General features: G+C 61.4%; 15 protein-coding genes. 5 read left to right on the top strand and 10 right to left on the bottom strand.

Translation table 11 applies throughout. From position 1 onward, the window contains the following. The first annotated feature begins 22 nt into the window (after positions 1–22). Together ptrR and ACCC96_RS25720 are read left to right on the top strand one after the other, a co-directional pair. On the top strand, positions 23–916 hold the full coding sequence (ptrR, locus tag ACCC96_RS25715) for a putrescine utilization regulator PtrR (protein ID WP_413697277.1): 894 nt from the start codon (positions 23–25) through the stop codon (positions 914–916). Positions 917–1,056: 140 nt separating this feature from the next. Then, positions 1,057–1,185 (top strand): PA1414 family protein, encoded by a 129-nt coding sequence (locus ACCC96_RS25720; RefSeq protein ID WP_007914492.1) that lies wholly within the window; start codon positions 1,057–1,059, stop codon positions 1,183–1,185. 186 nt (positions 1,186–1,371) lie between these two features. Here ACCC96_RS25720 and ACCC96_RS25725 read toward each other — a convergent pair whose 3' ends face one another. The 6 genes from ACCC96_RS25725 to speB form a co-directional block, all read right to left on the bottom strand. After that, entirely contained in the window at positions 1,372–1,623 is a 252-nt protein-coding gene (locus ACCC96_RS25725) for an acyl carrier protein (RefSeq protein WP_413697278.1), read from the bottom strand. A 53-nt stretch (positions 1,624–1,676) separates the two neighbouring features. Beyond that, positions 1,677–2,402 (bottom strand): MBL fold metallo-hydrolase, encoded by a 726-nt coding sequence (locus tag ACCC96_RS25730; RefSeq protein WP_413697279.1) that lies wholly within the window; start codon positions 2,400–2,402, stop codon positions 1,677–1,679. Between the two features lie 84 nt (positions 2,403–2,486). Continuing rightward, a complete protein-coding gene (locus tag ACCC96_RS25735; protein WP_007942152.1) occupies positions 2,487–3,866 on the bottom strand; it encodes a sodium:solute symporter in 1,380 nt (459 codons plus the stop codon). A gap of 247 nt (positions 3,867–4,113) precedes the next feature. After that, positions 4,114–5,625, bottom strand: a complete 1,512-nt coding sequence (locus ACCC96_RS25740) for a purine-cytosine permease family protein (RefSeq protein ID WP_258670657.1) — start codon at positions 5,623–5,625, stop codon at positions 4,114–4,116. A 54-nt stretch (positions 5,626–5,679) separates the two neighbouring features. After that, on the bottom strand, positions 5,680–6,102 hold the full coding sequence (locus tag ACCC96_RS25745; RefSeq protein ID WP_258670654.1) for a YybH family protein: 423 nt from the start codon (positions 6,100–6,102) through the stop codon (positions 5,680–5,682). Positions 6,103–6,111: 9 nt separating this feature from the next. Continuing rightward, positions 6,112–7,062 (bottom strand): agmatinase, encoded by a 951-nt coding sequence (gene speB / locus ACCC96_RS25750; protein WP_019648049.1) that lies wholly within the window; start codon positions 7,060–7,062, stop codon positions 6,112–6,114. Positions 7,063–7,417: 355 nt separating this feature from the next. On the opposite strand from speB, the gene ACCC96_RS25755 reads away from it, so the two are divergent. Together ACCC96_RS25755 and ACCC96_RS25760 are read left to right on the top strand one after the other, a co-directional pair. After that, positions 7,418–8,311, top strand: a complete 894-nt coding sequence (locus ACCC96_RS25755) for a LysR family transcriptional regulator (protein WP_007938472.1) — start codon at positions 7,418–7,420, stop codon at positions 8,309–8,311. A gap of 4 nt (positions 8,312–8,315) precedes the next feature. Continuing rightward, positions 8,316–8,909, top strand: coding sequence for a tRNA-uridine aminocarboxypropyltransferase (locus ACCC96_RS25760; protein WP_413697280.1), 594 nt, complete (start codon positions 8,316–8,318; stop codon positions 8,907–8,909). A 184-nt stretch (positions 8,910–9,093) separates the two neighbouring features. Here the strand turns inward: ACCC96_RS25760 and ACCC96_RS25765 are convergent, their stop codons facing one another. The 3 genes from ACCC96_RS25765 to ACCC96_RS25775 form a co-directional block, all read right to left on the bottom strand. Then, complete coding sequence (locus ACCC96_RS25765; protein ID WP_413697281.1) at positions 9,094–10,458, bottom strand: HlyD family type I secretion periplasmic adaptor subunit; 1,365 nt, start codon at positions 10,456–10,458, stop codon at positions 9,094–9,096. Between the two features lie 188 nt (positions 10,459–10,646). Continuing rightward, a complete protein-coding gene (locus ACCC96_RS25770) occupies positions 10,647–12,806 on the bottom strand; it encodes a type I secretion system permease/ATPase (protein WP_413697282.1) in 2,160 nt (719 codons plus the stop codon). A gap of 26 nt (positions 12,807–12,832) precedes the next feature. Further along, complete coding sequence (locus ACCC96_RS25775; RefSeq protein WP_019580761.1) at positions 12,833–14,191, bottom strand: TolC family outer membrane protein; 1,359 nt, start codon at positions 14,189–14,191, stop codon at positions 12,833–12,835. Between the two features lie 591 nt (positions 14,192–14,782). On the opposite strand from ACCC96_RS25775, the gene ACCC96_RS25780 reads away from it, so the two are divergent. Continuing rightward, entirely contained in the window at positions 14,783–21,172 is a 6,390-nt protein-coding gene (locus tag ACCC96_RS25780; RefSeq protein WP_413697283.1) for a retention module-containing protein, read from the top strand. Between the two features lie 250 nt (positions 21,173–21,422). On the opposite strand, the gene ACCC96_RS25785 is transcribed toward ACCC96_RS25780, so the two are convergent. Beyond that, positions 21,423–21,533: DUF6124 family protein (locus tag ACCC96_RS25785; protein ID WP_413697284.1), on the bottom strand; the 111-nt coding region annotated here is incomplete at its 5' end.

Here is a 21,533-nt window from a genome sequence, read left to right on the forward strand (position 1 = left end):
TTGTTCTGATTTGGAGAATGGCGTGGAATTCAGCCAATTGCGGATCTTCCAGGCAGTGGCGGAGGAGGGGTCCATCACCCGAGCCGCCGAACGCCTGCATCGCGTGCCCTCCAACCTGTCGACCCGGCTCAAACAGCTCGAAGAGCAACTCGGTGTCGAACTGTTCGTGCGTGAGCGTCAGCGTTTGCAGTTATCACCTGCGGGAAAAGTCCTGCTGGACTACACCACCAAGCTGTTCGCCTTGCATGACGAAGCTCACGCGGCGGTGCAGGGCGGGCAACCGGCCGGGGATTTCGTACTGGGCACCATGTACAGCACCGCCGCAATTCACTTGCCAGAGCTGTTGGCGCGTTATCACCGCCGCTACCCGGCGGTGAACCTGCAAGTGCAGTCGGGCCCCAGCGGTGAATTGCTCGAAGGGCTGCTCACCGGGCGTCTCGATGCGGCGCTGGTGGACGGCCCGCTGGAACTGGCCGGGCTCGACGGCGTGCCGTTGTGCGACGAACGGTTGGTGTTGATCAGCGAGGCCGATCATCCGCCGGTGCGCAGTGCGCTGGATGTCGAAGGGCGTTCGGTGTTCACGTTTCGCCAGGGCTGCTCCTACCGGATGCGCCTGGAAGCCTGGTTTGCCCATGACCATGCGGCGATGGGCCGGGCCATGGAGATCGAGTCTTATCCGGGAATGCTGGCCTGCGTGATTGCCGGCTCTGGCGTGGCGCTGATGTCGGAGTCGATGCTCGCCAGTCTGCCGGGGCGTGAAAGCGTGGCGGTGCACCCGTTGGCCGAGCCGTTTGCCAGCGCGACCACCTGGCTGATGTGGCGCAAAGGCATGGTCGGGGCCAACCTGAATGCATGGATCGAGCAGCAACAGGCGGTGTATCCGTCGACAACGGTCCAGGCCCAGGCAGTTTCTTGAACCAACGTCCAAGGATTTGGATCAATTCAGTAACAGATCATTGCGATCTTGAGCGAGCATTGCGTAGGACTTCGGACTATTATCAGTGCGAAGGGGCTACAGAACTTCGGCCGCTCGGCACGACCCTGAAGGGGGGCATCATGAAAGAGAAAATCCAAAACTGGCTGCATGACCTGGGTGTCGCACTCGGTTTGATTGAACCGCCTCTGCAACCGGTGCCAATTCGCACTGATGACGAACAACGTCGCCGCCAGCAGCGCCGTCGGTAAGTCTGGCAAATCACCTGTGGCGAGGGAGCTTGCTCCCGCTGGGGCGCGCAGCGGCCCCATTCATCGCCACACAGGTGGGTCAGGTTGAGCGCGAGTGCAGCTTGCGATTGCTGCGCAATCGAGCGGGAGCAAGCTCCCTCGCCACAGAGGTTCGTTCGGCCCATCGGATGTATTTAGCAATCCGTTTCAATACCGCCCAATCTCAATCAAAAACCGGGCCAAGTCATTCGCCGTCCTGGCAGTCTTGAGCATCCGGTCTTCTTCGGCGGTAAACGCCGTCAACCCCAACTGATCCTCCAGACGGAAGATCAGCTCTTCAATATCCTCTTTGTCCAATCCCAACTGCATCAGGTTGGTGTTGTCGTCGAAGTCATCCTGGTTTTCCAGCAGGCGGCGGATGCGACGATGCACGGCGGCACGAACGGCGGCTCTTGTCATGAGGTCCTTCTTCGAGAACGTTATGAGGTCCCTGACGCTGAGTACAGCAGGCTTCAGGCGTGTCGGCGCTGCCACTCGTCAATCATCGAGCGCAGATACTCCCCGGAAAAACTCCCGAAATGCCCGCCGTGCACCGTGCGGATCGGCATCGCGCGCAAGCGTTGCAGGCTGCGGGCGTAGTCATCGAGGTTGGAGTGGTAGGCGTTTTCGATCAGCGGCCCGTCGTAGATGATGTCACCGCTGAACAGGGTTTCGGTCGCCGCCTCAAACAGGCTGATGCCACCCTGTGAGTGACCCGGCGTGTGCAGCACTTGCAGGACCCGATTACCGAGATCGAGCACGTCGCCGTCTTCGATAAAACCGGTGGCCGGCGCAGCTTTGACCCGGTATTCGGCGTAGCACAATGGGCAGTCGGGGTGAGCCTCGAACATGTCGTCACCGACGAAAGCCTTGCTCAGGGTGTTGTCGCCATCGGGTTCGGCGAGGATCTGCGCTTCGGCCGGATGCACCAGCCGTTCGGGGAACTCGTGATGGCCGGCGATGTGGTCGAAATGGCAATGGCTGGCCACCGCCACCAGCGGTCGTTCGGTGAGCCACGGCAATTGCTCGCGCAGGCTGACCAGCCCGGAACCGCTGTCCAGCAGCAAGTCCTTGTCGCGGCCCTGAATGTGCCAGAGGTTGCAGCGGTAAAAAGGCCGAATGTACGGCTCGTGAATCAGGCGGATACCGTCGCTGAGCTGTTTGACCTCGAACCACTGATCGCGGCTGACGATCTTCATGGGCAAATTCCTTCAGGCGAAAAAAACGGGTGTGGCAACCGACGCCACACCCGCCGAAGAAAGCATCAGGTCGTTATAGAAATCTTAGGCAGCGCTCGCCACTACGGCCGGGCGACGGGACAGAAGGCTGACCACCACGAAACTCACCAGGCCCACGCCGAGGCTATAGTAGATCGGGGTGTTGGCGTCCATACCGTCCTTGATCATGAACAACAGTGCAGTGGCAAAACCCAGGCCCATGCTGGCGATAGCGCCGGCGGTGGTTGCGCGTTTCCAGAAGATCGCGCCGATCAGCGGGATCAGCATGCCGCCCACCAACAGGTTGTAAGCCAGGGTCAGCGCGCTGATCACGTCATGTACGACCAGAGCGATGCCGAGTACGACGATGCCGGTCAACAGGGTGAACAGGCGGTTCATGCCCAGGCTCGACTGTTTGCCTCCACGCAGTTTCGGCAGCAAGTCTTCGGTCAGTGTGGTGGCAGCGGCGAGCAGGCCGGCGCTGGCAGTGGACATCATGGCCGCCAGGGCCGCGGCGATCACCAGACCACGGATACCGTCCGGCAGGGACAGTTTGACGATGGCGGCGAAAGCGTTGTTGACGTTGTCCAGGTCCGGGATCAGCACGTGAGCGGCCATGCCGATCAGGGCGCAGGCCAGGCCGTAAAGGATGCAGTAGAAGCCTGCGAAGGTACCGGCGACCTGAGCCACTTTGGCGCTCTTGACGGTGAACACACGCTGCCAGATGTCTTGGCCGATCAGGATCCCGAAGAAGTAGATCATGAAGTAGGTGATGATGGTGTCCCAGCCAATCGTGGTGAAGCTGAAGGCAGTGGCCGGCAGTTTCAACACCAATTCATCCCAGCCGCCAACGCGGTACAGGCAGATCGGCAACAGGATGAACATCAGGCCGACGGTCTTGATCACGAACTGGACGATGTCGGTCAAGGTCAGGGACCACATGCCGCCGATCGCAGAGTAGATCACAACCACGCCACCGCCGAGCAATACCGAGACCCAGAACGGCAGGCCGAACAGCACTTGCAGCACGGTGCCGATTGCCAGGATCGAAACTACGCCGATCATCAGCGCATACGCCAGCATGATCACCGCGCTCGCGGAGCGGGCCATCGGGTTGTAGCGTTTTTCCAGCACTTGGGTAACGGTGTAGATTTTCAGTTTCAGCAGCGGTTTGGCGAGGAACAGGTTCAGCGCCACGATCCCGCAGCCGAGTGCCGCGCACAGCCAGAAACCGGAGATACCATGGACGTAGCCCAGGCGCACGGTGCCGACGGTGGACGCGCCGCCCAGAACGGTGGCGGCCATGGTGCCCATGTACATGCTCGGGCCGAGGTTGCGACCGGCGACCAAAAAGTCTTCGTTGGTCTTGGCCTTGCGCATGCCGTAATAGCCGAGCATCAGCATCGCGGCGGCGTAGATGAGTACGACGAATAAATCCAAAGCCATGATGGCGTGTCTCCGATTGTCTTTTTTATGGTGAGGCTGAATAGCAGTGATGCGATGGAACACTTAATTGTGGCGAGGGGGCTTGCCCCCGTTGGGTCGCGAAGCGGCCCCAAAACCTGATAGCGCGGTTCTTCAGTCAGAACCGGTTGTTTGTATTGCGACTGCTGCGCAGTCGAACGGGGCGATGCGGCGTTCCGACAAGCCCCCTCGCCACAAAAGCTCCTCGACACAATTTCTGCGAGTTGAATCAGGCGGCTTGTCGCATCGCCGGTTTACCGAGCGAATCCGTGCCCTTGCTGCGTGCATCGTTGGGGCCGAACACCGCAGCCGATTCCGGGAACAGGCTCAGCAGCGTCAGGTACACCAGCGAGGCCAGGCCGAGGGTTACCGGCAGGCTGATGTCGATCCCGCCGGCCAGATCTCCGAGCGGCCCGACAAACTGCCCCGGCAGGTTCACGAAGCACAAACCGACCGCGGCACTCGGGATCCAGGCGCCCAGGCCACGCCAGTTCCAGCCGTGGGTGAACCAGTAGCGGCCACCTTTTTCGCCACGGGTGAACACTTGCAGGTCATCCGGGCAGTAGAAGCCGCGACGCACCAGCAGGCCGATGATCATGATCACCATCCATGGAGTGGTGCAGGTGATGATCAGCACGGCGAAGGTCGACACGCTCTGCACCAGGTTCGCCGCAAAGCGCCCGATGAAGATGAAGGCAATCGACATCACACCGATCAGCAGCGTCGCTTTAACCCGCGACAGGACCCGTGGAAACACACTGGACATGTCCAGCCCGGTGCCATACAGCGACGTGGTGCCGGTGGACATGCCGCCAATCACCGCAATCAGGCACACCGGCAGGAAGAACCAGCTCGGCGACACCGCCAGCAGGCCGCCGACGTAGTTGTTGGCCGCGATGTAGTCCGGTGCCTTGATCGCTACGATGGTGGCGGTGGCGAGGCCGAACAGGAACGGGATGAAGGTCGCGATCTGCGAGATCACCACGGCGGCCATGATCCGGCGCTTGGAGGTGTCACGCGGGATGTAGCGCGACCAGTCACCGAGGAACGCCCCGAAGGAAATCGGGTTACTCATTGCCACCAGCGCAGCGCCGATGAAAGCCGCCCAGAAACCCGGTTGACCGAGGCTGACGCTGCCGGCGTAGTTCACATCGAAAGGACCGGCGAAGGCGAAGACGCCCAGCAGGAACAACAGGCTGGCGCTCCACACCGCGATCTTGTTAACCCACAGCAGGAAGCGGAAGCCGTAGATGCACACCGTCAGCACCAGGATCGCGAACAGACCGTAGGCCAGGCCCAGGGTCAGGTCGGTTTCCGGCAGGCCGATCAGGCGTTTCGCACCACCGATCAACGCATCACCCGAACTCCATACCGAGAGCGAGAAGAAGGCGATAGCAGTCAGAAGCGACAGGAACGAACCGACGATCCGCCCGTGCACGCCGAAATGCGCACCGGACGACACCGCATTGTTGGTGCCATTGATCGGTCCGAACAGGCCCATTGGCGCGAGGATCAGCGAGCCCAGCAACACACCCAGCACAATCGCCCAGACGCCCGCCTGAAAAGACAGGCCGAACAGTACCGGAAAACTGCCGAGCACGGCGGTGGCGAAGGTGTTGGAGCCGCCGAAGATCATCCGGAACAAGTCCGTCGGGCCTGCGGTGCGTTCGTTGTCCGGGATCTGCTCGACCCCGTAGGTTTCAATTTGCGTAAGGCTTTGGTCTTTGTTGTTGTTATTCATGATCTGCTCCGATCATAAAGGCGCGCTCATCGTGCGTGAGCGTCACCTGTTTGGCTAAGGGGTTGGCAGCCCTTCCGGCATTGCGGACAAATGTTCGTGGCAGGCCAGCCATAGGCCTTGTTGTTCTTGGCCAGACGCCTGTTTCTTGAAAACAATCGTCTCGCGTTCCTGGCTGAAGTGTTGCTCCCCTTGCATGCGCAGCTCGGTGGCCACGTCATGGATGAAAATCGCCACGTCACCCTGCAGGCTGACAAAGGCGTTGCTCGAGGTGCACGACAGCACCTCGAAGCCGTCCTCGGCGCGCCAGCTGTCCCACAACGCCTGGTAGGCATCGCGCGACAGCAGAGGCTGCTCGAGGGTGTAGAACACGAAGCTTGAGTCGATGCTGAAAGCGCCGAAGTAGGCTTCGCGATCGTTTCGGGCAAAGGCCGACACCAGTTCGGCGGCGGCATTGAGTACCTGATCACGTTCGTTCATGACCGATCCTCAGCGATGGACCACGCCTGGCAGTACGCAGAGCATTTCGTACAACAGGTTGGCGCCCAGCAGCGAGGTGTTGCCGGTGGTGTCGTACGCTGGCGAGACTTCTACCAAATCGCAGCCGACCAGGTCGAGGCCTTGGCAGCCGCGCACGATTTCAATCGCTTGAATGGTCGTCAGACCGCCGATTTCCGGGGTGCCGGTGCCAGGTGCCCAGGCCGGATCGATGCCGTCGATATCGAAACTCAGGTACACCGGACCGTCGCCGACTTTCGCGCGAACTTCGGCCATCAGCGGCGCCAGGGATTTGTGCCAGCATTCTTCGGCCTGAACCACACGGAAGCCTTGATTGCGGCTCCAGTTGAAGTCATCAGCGGTGTAACCCTGAGCCCGCAGGCCAATTTGCACTACGCGGTCGCAATCCAGAAGACCTTCTTCTACCGCGCGACGGAAGGTGGTGCCGTGGGCGATTTTCTCGCCGAACATGTGATCGTTCACATCGGCGTGAGCATCGATGTGCACCAGGCCGACCTTGCCGTGCTTTTTATGGATGGCACGCAGGATCGGCAGGGTGATGGTGTGGTCGCCACCCAGCGTCAGGGGGATCACATCGTGTTCGAGGATATTGTCGTAGGCCTCTTCGATGATCCGCACGGCGTCCAGCAGGTTGAAGGTGTTGATCGCCACGTCACCGATGTCGGCAACCGACAGCGAGTCGAACGGCGCAGCGCCGGTGGCCATGTTGTACGGACGGATCATCACCGATTCAGCGCGGATTTCACGCGGCCCGAAGCGGGTGCCGGGGCGCAGGGACGTGCCGATGTCCAGCGGGATGCCGATAAAGGCAGCGTCCAGGCCGGCAGCGGATGGCAAATGGGGGAGTCGCAGCATGGTGGCGATGCCGCCGAAGCGCGGCATTTCATTGCCGCCCAGTGGTTGGTGAAGAATCTTGTCCACGGGTAAGGCCTCATCGTCGTTGTTTTATTTATGCAGGTAGCCGCTCGGGGAGAGACGGGCACCGCTGTGGGCCGATTCTGCGAAATGTAGTGGCCGGGAAGAATCGCTACGGGCAAATACTTAGTTCAGATTTTTCTAAACTAATGGCGGGCGGAAAGATAGACTCCCCACCATGCACCGAACCCTTGTGGCGAGGGAGCTTGCTCCCGCTGGGCTGCGAAGCGGCCCCAAAACCATTAAGCCCGGTTACATCGGGCAGACCGCATGAGTCGGGTTTACGACTGCTTCGCAGCCGAGCGGGAGCAAGCTCCCTCGCCACAAAGCAACATGCACTACCTTGCAATGGAGCCCCCCCATGGCCAACGCTTTACCCGACCTGAAACTATTGCGCATCTTCGTCAGCGTGGTCCGCCATCAGGGGTTCGCCAACGCCCAGCACGAGCTCAATCTCTCGACGTCGGCCATCAGCACCTATATGAGCCAGCTCGAAGCGGCCCTCGGCCTGGTGCTGTGCCATCGTGGTCGCGGCGGTTTCAGCCTGACCAGCAAGGGCGAGCTGTTCCATCAGGAAACCCTGCGTCTGTTGGCCGAACTCGAAGGTTTCGAACAATACGCCGCCGCCCTCAAAGGCGAATTGCGCGGCACGTTGAACCTGGGGGTGATCGATTCCACCGTCAGCGACAAGGCCTTGCCGTTCGCCGAAGCCATCGGCGCCTACAGTCAGGAACACCCGGCGGTGCACTTGCATCTGTCGGTCATGAGCCCTTACGAACTGCAACTCGGCGTGCAGGACAACCGCCTCGACCTGGCCATCGGTGCCTTTTCCACGCGCATGAGCGGTCTGGTCTACATGCCGCTTTACCGCGAGCAGCACTGGTTGTATTGCAGCAGCCGTCATCCGCTGTTCAACGAGCGGCGCATCCCCGAGCAGGTCATCACCCAGCAACGCATGGTCGGTCGCGGCTATTGGAGCCAGGCGGAACTGGCGCGGCACGGTTTCAAGCACAGCGCGGCGACCGTGGAAAGTATGGAGGCCCAGCTGATTCTGGTGCTATCCGGCGCCTACATCGGTTACCTGCCGGAACACTACGCCCAGGCCTGGGCCGACAAGGGGGATTTGCGCGTGCTGCTGCCGGCGACGTTCGGTTATCAGGCACCGTTTTCGATGATCGTGCGCCGTGGTCGCAGCCGCGAACCGTTGATCCAGACTTTCCGTGATTTGCTCAAAGCACAGCTTAATCAGGCTTAAAAATATGTCCAGAATCCAGTGTCCGCGCTGTCTGCGTCCGCAAACTCATTGTCTGTGCCCACTGATCCCGAGCCTGGATAGCCTCACGCGGGTTTTGCTGTTGCAGCATCCGAGTGAAGTGAACCATGCGTTGAACACCGCACGATTGGCTGCGTTGGGACTCAAGAATGCCGAGTTGATCGTGGGCGAGGTGTTTGAGGATTTGCCGGCATTGTTGAATCAACCGGGTTATCAGGCGCGGCTGTTGTTTCCCGGTGAAGATGCTCAGCCGATGCAGGCGTACACCGTGAGTGATAAGCCGCTGCTGCTGGTGGTTCCGGACGGTACCTGGCGCAAGGCGCGCAAGATGCTGCACCTCAATCCATTGCTGGCGGCGTTGCCCAGAGTGACCCTGGCCGAGGGCGGGGTGTCCCGTTATCGCTTGCGCAAGGCACCTGGGCCTGGGGCGTTGTCGACGGTGGAGGCGATTGTGCAGGCGTTGCAGACCCTCGAAGCACCGAGCAGTTTCGAGCCGTTATTAAAGCCGTTCGAGGCGCTGATCGAGGGGCAGATTGCGGCGATGGGGGAGGAGACCTATCAGAAGAATCACGGCCGGTGATGACTTGTGGCGAGGGGGCTTGTCGGAACGCCGCATCGCCCCGTTCGGCTGCGAAGCAGTCGTAAAACCGACTAACGTGGTTTACCTGTTACAACCGGGTTGAATGGTTTTGGGGCCGCTTCGCGACCCAACGGGGCGATGCGGCGTTCCGACAAGCCCCCTCGCCACAGGGGCAGCGTGAGACTTAGCGCTCGCGCATCGCCTCAGTCCGTGCTTTCAACACCGGTTTAAGCAGGTAATCCAGCACGCTTTTCTCCCCGGTAATAATGTCCACCGTCGCCACCATCCCCGGAATGATCAGCAGCGGTTTCACATCCCCGCCCAAGTGATTTTTGTCGGTCCTGACCTGAATCAGATAAAAGCTGTTGCCCTTGTCATCGGTGATGGTGTCAGCCCCGATCAACTCAAGCCTGGCACTCAACCCGCCATAAATCGTGTAGTCATAAGCGCTGAACTTGACCATGGCTTTCTGGCCCGGGTGCAGGAACGCCACGTCCTGAGGGCGGACCTTGGCTTCGATCAGCAGGTTGTCCTCCACGGGCACGATTTCCACCATGTCGCTGCCCGGCTGGACCACGCCGCCGATGGTATTAACCTTCAGTACTTTGATGATGCCGTGAACCGGCGACACCACGGTGGTGCGGGTTACCCGGTCGTCGATGGCAATGCTCGTGGCGGTGATTTTCGACAGGTCGGTGCGTTTCGTATTCAGATCCTTCGCCGCGTCCGAGCGGAAGGATTGTTCGGACTCGTCGATCTTGCTTTTGATTTCATTGATCGCCGATTCCGCCCGGGGAATCGCCAGGGTCGTGGCATTCAGCGAGCCGCGGATTTCCACCGCGCTGCGTTTTAGCCGCAGGATTTCCACCGGCGACACCGCCCCGGTGCCCACCAGCGGCGCCGACATGTTCATCTCTTGTTGCAGCAGCGCCAGGCTGGAACTGAACTGCCCCTGTTTGGAGCGGAACTCCGCCAGCTCCTGGGTTTTTTGCCGAAGTTGTTCGGTCAAGGTGCGCTGTTCGCTGGCCAGTCGGCGCTGGCGTTGTTCGTACAGCGAGCGTTCGTCCTCGGCCACTTGCGGAGCTTTGGCGATCACTTCCGGCGACAGCGTGAATGGCCGGCCTTCCGCTTCGGCGGACAGCCGTTCGACTTGCGCGATCAAGGCATAGCGGTCCGCTTCGCTTTCCCCCTTGTTCGACAGGAATCGCGTGTCATCCAGACGCAGCAAGGTGTCGCCCTTGTTCACCATTTGCCCTTCACGCACGAAGATCTCGGTGACGATGCCGCCTTCCAGGTTCTGGATCACCTGAATCTTGCTCGACGGAATCGCCTTGCCTTCGCCCATGGTGACTTCCTGCAACACCGCGAATTTGGCCCAGACCAGCGCGGTGATCAGCAGCGCCGCCGCCAGCCACACGGTGATCCGCGACCAGCGCGGTGAATCCTGCAACGAGGCGCCGGCGGTTTCCGGCATGAACTCGCTCTCGGCACTTTTTCTGAAACTGCCGAAGTAGCTTCGGGCCGCTGAATCCGGTGTTTGAGCAGACATGAGGCGATACCCGTCAGTTAAGAGAAGTAATGCCGAACAAAAAACTGTGGCGAGGGAGCTTGCTCCCGTTCGGCGGCGAAGCCGTCGCAAAAGTCCAGCTGACACAACGAGGTGAATGGGGCTGCTGCGCAACCCAGCGGGAGCAAGCTCCCTCGCCACAGGTATGTATTGGCATCGAGTGGGCGCTCCTAAACCGTCGCAGAGCCGACACGGCCCTTGCGCAATGCATCGATCACCGCTTCTTTCGGGCCATCGGCGACGATCCGCCCGTTGTCCAGCACCACCAGCCGATCCACCAGGCTGAGCATCGAGCTGCGGTGGGTGACCAGCAGCACGGTTTTACCCTGGACCCAGCCATGGAGTTTCTGCCGTAGAAGGTCTTCGCTGCTGTTGTCCATGGCGCTGGTGGGTTCGTCGAGCAGCATGATTGGCGGATCGAGCAACAAGGCCCGCGCCAGCAACACCGCTTGCCGTTGCCCACCCGACAGCAACTGACCGCGCTCGCCCACTGGCCGATCAAACCCTTGTGGATGCTGACGCGCCAGTTCAGTCACGCCGGTCAACTCAGCGACTTCAAGCATCCGGGCATCGCTGATGTAGCGTGCGCCGAGGGTCAGGTTGTCGCGCAGGCTGCCGGCCAGCAGGGGCAGGTCGTGAGCGACGTAGCCGATCTGTTGACGCAGGTCGGCGACGTCCAGTTGCCGCAGGTCCAGGCCATCGAGCAGCAACTGGCCTTCTTCCGGCGCGTAGAAACCCATCACCAGCCGCGCCAAGGTGCTTTTGCCCGAGCCGCTACGGCCGATGATGCCGATCCGCTCGCCCGGTTTCATGCTGAAGCTGACGTTGGCCAGGGCCGGCGCGTTCTGGCCGTTGTAGTGGAACGTTACGCCGCAGACGTCTAGGGCGCCTTGCAGTTGCGTGCGCTCCAGTGGCCGCTGCCTGGCGTCGCGCTCTTGCGGCAACGACATCAGCGAATCGGTGCTTTTCATGGTCAGTTGCGCTTGCTGGTAACGGGTAATCAACCCGGCGATCTGCCCCAGCGGCGCGAGCACGCGGCTGCCGAGCATGTAGCTTGCCACCAGCGCACCGACGCTGAGGTTGCCGGCGATGATGCTATAGACCCCGGCGACGATGGTCGCCATGCCGGAAAACTGCTGAATGAACAGCGTGCCGTTGGTGGCCAGCGCGGAGAGGTTGCGCGCATGGCTGTCGAGGCGGGTGAGGGCGCCGTGGGTGCTTTCCCATTTGTGCTGGCGCTCGCTTTCAGCGCTGCAGGCCTTGAGGGTTTCCAGGCCGCCGAGGGTTTCGATCAGCAGGGCCTGGCGTTCGGCACCGAGGCTCAGACTCTTCTGCACGGTGTCGCGCAGGAGCGCCTGAATCACCATGGCGAAGAGAATCGTGATGGGGAAGGCCAGCAGTGGAATCACCACCAGCCAGCCGCCGAGCAGGCCGATCACCACCAGCATCAGCACAGCGAAGGGCATGTCGATCAGGCTGGTCAGCGTGACGGCGGTGAGAAACTCCCGCAGGCCCTGGAAGTCATGAATGCTTTGGGCGAAACCACCGATGGTTGCGGGTCGCGCTTTCATCGCCATGCCGGTGATGCGTTCGAACAGGGTCGCTGAAAGAATCACGTCGGTTTTCTTCCCGGCAGTGTCCAGCAAGTGCGCACGAACCACCCGCAGCACCAACTCAAAACCGGTGCCGATCAGCAAGCCGATCGACAGCACCCACAAGGTTGAAGTGGCCTGGTTCGGCACCACTCGGTCGTAGGTCTGCATCACGAACAGCGGCACCATCAGGCCCAGCAGGTTGATCAGGAAACTTGCCAGAATCGCATCGCTGTACAGCCATTTCGACAGCTTCAGCGTGTCGCGAAACCACGCCTCGACCCGCGGCACCAGCGGCGCGCGCAAGTCTTCGAGTTCATGCCGTGGCCGGGCGAACAAGGCCTGGCCGCTGTAGCTGGCGGCCAGCTCGTCCGTGCTGACCCACTGTTCTCCGCCGTCGGCTTCGCTGGGCAGAATCAGCGCCTGACCGTCATCGCCCCAGCGGCGCAAGACCGCGCAGCGGCCATGGTTGAGGATCAACATCACCGGCAGGTTGAGCGCGGAAATATCCGCCAGTTCACGGCGCAGCACCCGCGCCTGCAAACTGGCCCGGGCCGCTGCGCGCGGCAGCAGGTCCAGGCTCAAGCGTTGGTGTGCCATTGGCAGCCCGGCACTCAGGCTGGCGCGACTGACCGTCGCGCCGTGGAGTTTGCAGAGAATCAACAGGCCGTCCAGAAGCGGATCATCGAAGCTCAGACGCGGATCGACACCCGTGTTGCCGGTTTCCATGCTGGTCACATTGATCGCTCCTACACGGCGTTACTTCATTTGAGTTCAGGCAAGCGCGCTTCGTTTTTCACTTCGGTGGCGGCGATCGCATCGGCGGGCAGCACCACCCGTTGCTTGCTCAACAACTGGCCCATGTTCGCCAGCACGCGGTACATCGAGAACTCCTCGGTGTAGCGCACTTCGGTGTAGCGGCGGTTGGCGTTGTAGAGCTCGTTTTCACTGTCGAGCAAGTCGAGCAGAGTCCGTTGGCCGAGACCGAACTGATCCTGATACGCCGCCCGTACACGGGTGGTGGTTTCGGCATATTCACGGGCGGTCGGGGTTTGTTTCTTGGCGTTTTGCATGGCGTTCCAGGCCAGGTGGATGTTCTCGTTGAGCTGGCGCAATGCGTTGTTGCGGATGTCCATCGCCTGGTTGATCTGATGCGCATCGGAGGCCAGCCGGGCCTTGTCGCTGCCGCCACGGAACAGGTTGTAGTTCATCACCACGCCCACTCGCCATTCGTTGTCGTGGCCTTGATCGCCCTGCACATTGTTATTGGCGCCCACCGCTGCTTCGGCGTCGAAGCGTGGGTAGAACGGCGACTTGGCGACTTCGTACTGGCTTTCGGCCGATTGGATGTCAGCCTGGGCGGATTTCAGGTACGGGTTGTTTTCCACCATGCTCTGCTGGGCTTCAGGCAGGGTGGCGGGCAGTTCGCCGCGGGTCGACGGCGGTGTTTCGAGTTCATCGGGCATGCGCCCCACAACGCTGTAGAAATTCGCTTCGGCATCGGCCAGATCGACCTCGGCGGTGTCGAGGTTGTTTTGCGCCAGTGCCCGGCGAGCGGTGGACTGGTCGGCGTCGGCGTTGCTGCCGATCCCACGCTGGGTACGCAGGCCGATCTGATCGTTGACCCGCATGTGCGCTTGCAGATTGTTCTTGGCCAGGGTCACCAGTTCGCGGCGCTTGAGCACTTCGAGGTACACCTCGATGGTGCGCAGGGCCAGGTCCTGGGCGGTGCCTTGAGCGTAATAGGCCCGCGAGTTGGACACGCCTTTGGTGCGCGCGACCTCGTTGGCGGTGTTGAAACCATCAAACAGCATTTGCCGCAGGCGCAGTTCCGACTGGGTGTAGGTGAGGATTTCGGTGTTGTGATTGCCCCGCGACCGGGTGGTGGTGTTATCGCTGTAGCCGCGCCCGTAGGCGGCGTTCAAATCCACCGATGGATAAAAGCCCCCTTTAGCGACTTTAATCTGCTCGTCGGCCGAGAGCCGGGCATCGACCCGAGACGCCAGTTCCGGGTGGGTCGCAATGGTGCTCTGGATCGCCTCGGTCAATGACATCGCCTGAGCCTGAGAAGCGCAGGCCATGGCCAGCAGAATCGCACTGCAAAGGGGGGTTAAAACGCGCATGGGTGCATCTCCCTGATTCCTGATGGTGCTTAGCGGTCGCCATTTTTTTGACGATATTTTTAGATGAAACCGTTTCATGCCTGTAACAACAGAGCTAAGAACATCCTGAAGCGTAGCTAAGAAAAATTTTTCATAAGGGCTATGCCAAAAAAAACTTATGCGGCCTGAAAAATCCAGCACATTGTTCAATGCGAAAGCCTTTGTTTTATTGGCCTTCTGGAGCATCAACAGGGTTTTGGAAAGTTCCATTCACTTTTCGACATAGGGCGAAGAAGTGCTGGAGGGGAGGAGAGCGAGACGGTTTAGAGGCGACATTTTTTTGTCGCTCGAGTGATTCAAAACCGTTACGCATGCGTTTGCAGGCCGGTCGTTTTGGAAATGGGTCCCGATGCCATTGATTGCAGAGGGTTTTATCCCGATCCCAAGACCCCCCCCTCGCAAGCGACACGCCTGGCGAGAGTGTCGGGAGGCAGCGGTTTACTTCAGGTAAACGCTTTCCGGTACACGGGTCTCGGGCAACCTGCTTGAACCATGAGCACGTTTCTTCGCGCAAACAGGATGCCGACAGCAGTTGGCAGCGGAGGAATGCACATGGCAACGCTCATCGGTATCGTCAGTAAGGTCATCGGTCAGGTGTATGCAGTGGCGGGTGATGGCACTCGACGGGCACTGATCGAGGGCGATCGGCTGTTTGCCGGCGAGCAGCTGGTCACCGGGGCCGAAGGGGCGGTGGCGGTGCATTTGCAAAATGGCCAGGAGCTGACCCTGGGGCGTGACAGCAGCCTGCAAATGAATGCCCAGTTGCTGGCGCACCAGGTGCCGCATGTGGAGACAGCCGATGCGGTGACGCCGAGCCAGGCGCAACTGACCGATGTCGAGCAACTGCAAAAAGCCATTGCCGCCGGTGCCGACCCGACCCAGACCGCTGAGGCCACCGCCGCCGGACCGGGTGCAACGGGCGCGCCCGGTGGTGCGCTGGGTGGTGGCCACAGTTTTGTGCTGTTGGAGGAAGTGGGCGGGCGGGTCGATCCCACGATTGGTTTCCCCACCGCGGGCTTCAACGGTATTCCCGAATTTCCCCTGGAACGCCGGGACGCTGCACCGGACAACGGCGATAAAGGCATCGTTACGCCGTTTGCCGCGAACGTGCCGAATCACCCGGTCATCCTCACCGGCCTGTCGGTGGCGGGCGGTGAACTGACCCTCAATGAAGCCAACCTGGCGGACGGGTCGGCCAGCAACCCGGGGGCATTGACTCAGCACAGCACGTTCACGGTGTCTGCGCCCGACGGGCTGAGCAGCCTGAGCATCGGTGGGATCAGCGTGATCAGTGGCGGGGTGCCCATCGGTTTTCCTCAGTCGATCACCACTCAACTGGGCAACACCCTGACGATCACCGGCTACAACCCGGCCACCGGCGTGGTCAGTTACAGCTACACCCTGGTCGGCAACGAAACCCATTCCGCCGGTGACGGCACCAACAATCTCAGTGAACAATTCACTGTGGTTGCGAACGACAGCAACGGCGATACCGCGACTGGTTCGCTGGACGTCAATATCACCGACGATGTGCCCAAGGCCATCGACGACAGCAATGCCCATGCTGCGTCGGAAACCCTGCTGACCCTGACCGGCAGCGTGCTGCCCAATGACGTCCAGGGCGCCGACCGCATTCCGACCGGCCCCGACAGCGGGCCGATCATCGGCGGTACTTTCACCGGGACGTTCGGCACCTTGGTACTCAATGCCAACGGCACCTACACCTACACCCTGAACACCAACGATACCGATTTCAAAGCCTTGCACGGCGGTGGCAGCGGCACCGAAAATTTCGTCTACACCCTTACCGATGCCGATGGCGATACCAGCACCGCGACGCTGGTGCTGAACATCCATAACAACGACGACCTGGTGACGCTCGATGGCCTGAACGTCAACGGCGGCGAACTGACCGTCTACGAAAAAAACCTCAGCGACGGCAGCAGCCCCAACACACCGGCGCTGACCCAGAGCGGCACCTTCACCGTCACCGCGCTCGACGGTTTGCAAACCCTGACGGTGGGCGGCATCGCGGTGGTCACCGGTGGCGTGGCCGCAGGCGTCCCGCAGTCGATCGTCACTCCGCTTGGCAGCACGCTGACCGTCACCGGTTACGACAGCGCGACCGGCGTGGTCAGCTACAGCTACACCCTGGTGGATCACGAAACCCACCCGAACGCCGACGGCACCAACAGCATCACCGAGAACCTCAACGTCGTCGCCACTGACGTCGACGGCAGCACGGCGTTGGGCCAGATCAACGTCAACATCGTCGATGACTTGCCCACCGCCAACCCTGATCACGCCTCAGTGGCCGAAGGCGCGACGGTCTCGGGCAACGTGCTGGGCAACGATATCGGCGGCGCCGACGGGCCGGCACTCGGTGGCGCGGTGGTCGGCGTGCGCGCCGGCAGCGACACCTCGACTTCAGCCATCGGTGGCTTGAACAGTCAAATCAACGGCACCTATGGCTACTTGACCCTGGATGCCAACGGCGATGCGGTCTATCACAGCAATCCAAATGCTGTGAACGGCCCTGGTGCTACCGACGTGTTCACTTACACCGTGCGCGATGCCGACGGTGATGAAAGCACCACCACCATTACCATCGACGTGGCCAACTGCACCCTCGTGGCTGCCACCGACACCGATGTGACGGTTAATGAAAAAGCGCTGGACCTGACCAAGGACGGGCAGGACCTGGCGGCGGGCACGGTCATCGGCAGCGAGCCTGGCAACACCGGCGAAACCGCCTCGGGCACGCTGGTGGGCTCAGTCACCGGCACCAGCGACACCATCACGTACAGCCTGGTCGGCAGCGCCAACGGAACCTACGGGCAAATCCTGCTCAACCCGGACGGCAGCTACACCTACACCCTGACCTCGCCCCCCACGACCACCCCTCACGCCAACGACGGTGCGAACACCCTGAGCGAAAGCTTCACCTATCAGGCCACCGATTCTCTGGGCAACAGCGTCACCGGCAGCATCGTGATCAACATCGTCGATGACGTGCCAACCGCTCATGCCGATGTCGTCTCAGTGGCGGAAGGCGGCACGGTCAGCGGCAATGTGTTGGGCAATGATGTGCTCGGTGCTGACGGCCCGGCCTTGGGTGGCGCGGTGGTTGGCGTGCGCGCCGGCGGCGATACCTCGACTTCGGCTATCGGTGGTTTGAATACGCACATCAACGGCACCTACGGCTATCTCACTCTGGATGCCAACGGCAACGCCGTGTACCACAGCAATCCGAACTCGGTCGGTGAACCGGGCGCCACGGACGTGTTCACCTACACCGTGCGCGATGGCGACGGCGATGAAAGCACCACGACCATCACCATCGACATCTCCAACTGTTCCCTCGTGGTGGCCCCCGATAACGACGTGACCGTTTACGAAAAGGCGTTGGATCTGACCAAGGACGGCCAGGACCTGGCGGCGGGCACTGTCATCGGCAGCGAGCCTGACAACACCGGTGAAACTGCCTCGGGCACGTTGGTCGGTTCAATCACGGGCGGCACTGGTGCAATCACTTACGCTCTGGTCGGCAGCGCCACCGGCACCTATGGGCAAATCCTGCTCAACCCGGACGGTTCCTACACTTACACCCTGATTTCTGCGCCCACGACCACGCCGCACGCCAACGACGGACCGAACACCCTGAGCGAAAGTTTCACCTATCAGGCCACCGATTCTCTGGGCAACAGCGTCACCAGTACCATCGTGATCAACATCGTCGATGACGTGCCGACGGCCCATTGCGATTCGGTTTCGGTGGTGGAGGGCGGCACGGTCAGCGGCAATGTGCTGGACAACGATGTGCTCGGTGCTGATGGCCCTGCCTTGGGTGGCGCAGTGGTCGGCGTGCGTGCTGGCAGCGACACCTCGACCTCGGCCATCGGTGGCTTGAACACGCAAATCACCGGCACCTACGGCTACCTGACCCTGGATGCCAGTGGCAATGCGGTGTACCACAGCAACCCGAATTCGGTCGGCGAAGCCGGTGCCACCGACACCTTCACCTACACCGTGCGCGATGCCGACGGCGATGAAAGCACCGCCACGATCACTGTTGACGTCTCCAACAACTGCCTCGTAGCCGCCACCGATACCGATGTGACCGTCTACGAAAAAGCGTTGGATCTGACCAAGGACGGCCAGGACCTGGCGGCGGGCAGCGTCACCGGCAGCGAGCCCGGCAACACCGGTGAAACCGGCTCCGGTACGTTGGCAGGCTCGGTCTCTGGCGCCACTGGCGCGATCACCTACACCCTGGTCGGCAGCGCCACCGGCACCTACGGGCAGATCCTGCTCAATCCTGACGGTTCCTACACGTACACCTTGACCTCGGCGCCGAAAACTTCGCCCAACGCCAACGACGGCGCGAACACCCTGAACGAAAGCTTCACCTACAAAGCCACCGATGCGCTGGGCAACAGCACCACCGGCACCCTTGTGGTCAGCATCGTCGATGACGTGCCTCACGCCGTCGCCTCGGACCGTTCGGTGCCAGCGGTGCAGATCGACTCCAACCTGATGCTGGTGATCGATGTATCCGGGAGCATGGACGACCCCTCCGGCGTATCGGGCCTGTCGCGGCTGGACCTGGCCAAGCAGGCGATCAGCGCACTGCTCGACAAGTACGACAGCCTGGGCGACGTGAAGGTGCAGATCGTCACCTTCAGCAGCAGCGCCACGGACCAGACTTCGGTGTGGGTCGATGTGGCGACGGCCAAGTCGATCATCGCGACGCTGACGGCGGACGGCGGCACCAACTACGACGCGGCCGTGGCAACCATGGAAACCGCATTCGACACCTCGGGCAAACTCATCGGGGCGCAGAACGTCGGCTACTTCTTCTCCGATGGCAAACCCAACGAAGGCGACATCGGCACTGCGGACGAGATCGCGCTCAAAGCCTTCCTCGACGCCAATGGCATCAAGAACTACGCCATCGGCCTGGGCAGCGGCGTCAATAACGCCAGCCTCGATCCGGTGGCCTATGACGGCAGCACGCACACCGACACCAACGCTGTGGTGGTGACTGACCTCAACCAACTCAACTCGGTCCTCTCGGGCACCGTGCAAGGCGCGCCGGTCACCGGGTCGCTGCTGGGCGAGGGCGGTACGTTCGGCGCCGATGGCGGATTCATCAAGACTCTAACGGTCGACGGCACCACCTATACCTACGACCCGAAAGCCAACAGCAATCAGGGTTCGCTGAACTTCAGCGGCGGCGCCAACCACGGCACCTTCAACACCGCCGACAACACCCTGAGCATCGCCACCAACAACAGCGGCACGTTGCTGGTGAACCTCGACACTGGCGAGTACACCTACACCTCGCAGAAAACCACGGCCGTGCAGATCACCGAAAACATCGGCTTCACCGCCAGCGACAACGACGGCGACCTCACCAGCTCGACCCTGACAGTCAACGTGATTCCGAATTCGCCACCGGTGGCGGTCGATGATCACATCATCACCAACGTGCTGTCGGGCAGTATCGTGGTGCCGGGCGAGCTGCTATTGGCCAACGACACCGACCCCAACGGTGATGCGCTCACGGCATCGCCGACTACCTTCAACACGGGTTGGACGGCCAGGGGGGCGGACTTTACCGGCACCAACTCGAGCTTCAGTTTCACCGGCAATAACGTCCAGGCCGTGACCATCGCCCGCAGTGCATTCGTCGCCAACGCTGCCGCCATGACCGCCATGCTGGTGGTCAGCGGGGCATTGGGGTCGGTCAGCACCAACAATACCAACGATGAGGACCGCATCACCGTCAACCTCAAACAGGGCGAAACTCTCAACCTGGACCACAACCTGGCGGCCGGCCACATCACCATGGAGTACTCGGTCAATGGCGGCGCTTACATTGCTCTCGCCGATGGCCAGACCATCACCGCCGCAGCGGACGGCACGTACCAGATCCACATCACCAACATCGACGACGGGGGACCTGGCAACAGCGGGAAGGGGGCGGAAAACTATCAACTGACCATGACCGTCAACTACGCCGGAGCCCAGGACTCCACGCCAGACTTCCACGGCACCTACACCGCCAGCGACAACCACGGCGGCAGCGACAGCGCGGCAGTCGACATCACCTATCAGGCTGGCCACACCCTGACCGGCACCTCGGGCGATGACGTGTTGATCGCGGGAACCGGCAACAACGTCATCAACGCTGGCGACGGCAACGACGTGCTCACCGCAGGCTCAGGCAATAACGAGATGCATGGCGGCGCCGGCAACGATCTGCTGTTCAGCGGGCCGGGCAACGATTGGCTCGACGGCGGCACCGGCAGCGACACCGCGAGCTACGCCCATGCCACCGCCGGCGTCACTGTCGACCTCAGCCTGCTCACCGCGCAAAACACCGTTGGCGCAGGCACCGACACCCTGACCGGCATCGAAAACCTCACGGGCTCGAACTTCAACGACAGCCTCACGGGCGACAACAACGGCAACATCATCAACGGCGGTCTGGGTAACGATGTGCTCAACGGCGGGGGCGGCGACGACTTCCTGATCGGCGGCCTGGGCGACAACACCCTCACCGGCGGCAGCGGTGCCGACACCTTCCAGTGGCTTAAAGGCAACAGCGGCCACGACGTCATCACCGACTTCACCCCGGGCACCGACAAACTCGACCTGTCGCAACTGTTGCAAGGCGAGAACGGCACCGCCGCATCGCTGGATGACTACCTGCACTTCAAAGTCACCGGCAGCGGCGCGACCCTGGTCACCAGCATCGACATCAGCGCCATGGCCGGCGCCACGCCGAGCCAGACCATCGACCTGGCGGGGGTGAATTTGGCCAGCCATTACGGCGTCACCCCCGGAGCGAATGGTGTGATTGCCGGTGGTCACGATACCGCGACCATTATCAACGGCATGTTGAACGACCATTCGTTGAAGGTGGATACCGTGTGATCTGAAACGACAAAACCCGCCATCCCGGTGAAAGGGGGTGGCGGGCTTTTTGTTGTTTGGGGGGATCTGCCTACGCTGCATCCCGGCACACCTCCTGTGGCGAGGGAGCTTGCTCCCGCTGGGCTGCGAAGCGGCCCCAAAATCCGCAATCACGGTTTGTCTGGCAAACCGCATGCACAGGGTTTACGACTGCTGCGCAGCCGAGCGGGAGCAAGCTCCCTCGCCACAGGGGTCAGCGTTTGACCTCAGGTTACAGGGCCGGGTCAGCCTTCAGCTCAAGACTGTCCAGCGCCCGATTCACCGCCAGCTCACCAAACATGATGAGCTGAGCGACGCCCAGTACCGTATTGCGCTGCGGCCC

Origin of the sequence: Pseudomonas sp. Pseusp11 (assembly GCF_047304405.1) — a bacterium.
GTDB lineage: Bacteria > Pseudomonadota > Gammaproteobacteria > Pseudomonadales > Pseudomonadaceae > Aquipseudomonas.

Excerpts from the sequence above, each read along its gene's own strand:
- ACCC96_RS25765 (WP_413697281.1), bottom strand. The coding sequence starts at position 10,458 with ATGTCTGCTCAAACACCGGATTCAGCGGCCCGAAGCTACTTCGGCAGT.
- ACCC96_RS25740 (WP_258670657.1), bottom strand. The coding sequence starts at position 5,625 with ATGAATAACAACAACAAAGACCAAAGCCTTACGCAAATTGAAACCTAC.
- ACCC96_RS25745 (WP_258670654.1), bottom strand. The coding sequence starts at position 6,102 with ATGAACGAACGTGATCAGGTACTCAATGCCGCCGCCGAACTGGTGTCG.
- ACCC96_RS25755 (WP_007938472.1), top strand. The coding sequence starts at position 7,418 with ATGGCCAACGCTTTACCCGACCTGAAACTATTGCGCATCTTCGTCAGC.
- ACCC96_RS25720 (WP_007914492.1), top strand. The coding sequence starts at position 1,057 with ATGAAAGAGAAAATCCAAAACTGGCTGCATGACCTGGGTGTCGCACTC.
- ACCC96_RS25735 (WP_007942152.1), bottom strand. The coding sequence starts at position 3,866 with ATGGCTTTGGATTTATTCGTCGTACTCATCTACGCCGCCGCGATGCTG.
- ACCC96_RS25725 (WP_413697278.1), bottom strand. The coding sequence starts at position 1,623 with ATGACAAGAGCCGCCGTTCGTGCCGCCGTGCATCGTCGCATCCGCCGC.
- ACCC96_RS25760 (WP_413697280.1), top strand. The coding sequence starts at position 8,316 with ATGTCCAGAATCCAGTGTCCGCGCTGTCTGCGTCCGCAAACTCATTGT.
- ACCC96_RS25775 (WP_019580761.1), bottom strand. The coding sequence starts at position 14,191 with ATGCGCGTTTTAACCCCCCTTTGCAGTGCGATTCTGCTGGCCATGGCC.
- ACCC96_RS25730 (WP_413697279.1), bottom strand. The coding sequence starts at position 2,402 with ATGAAGATCGTCAGCCGCGATCAGTGGTTCGAGGTCAAACAGCTCAGC.
- ACCC96_RS25780 (WP_413697283.1), top strand. The coding sequence starts at position 14,783 with ATGGCAACGCTCATCGGTATCGTCAGTAAGGTCATCGGTCAGGTGTAT.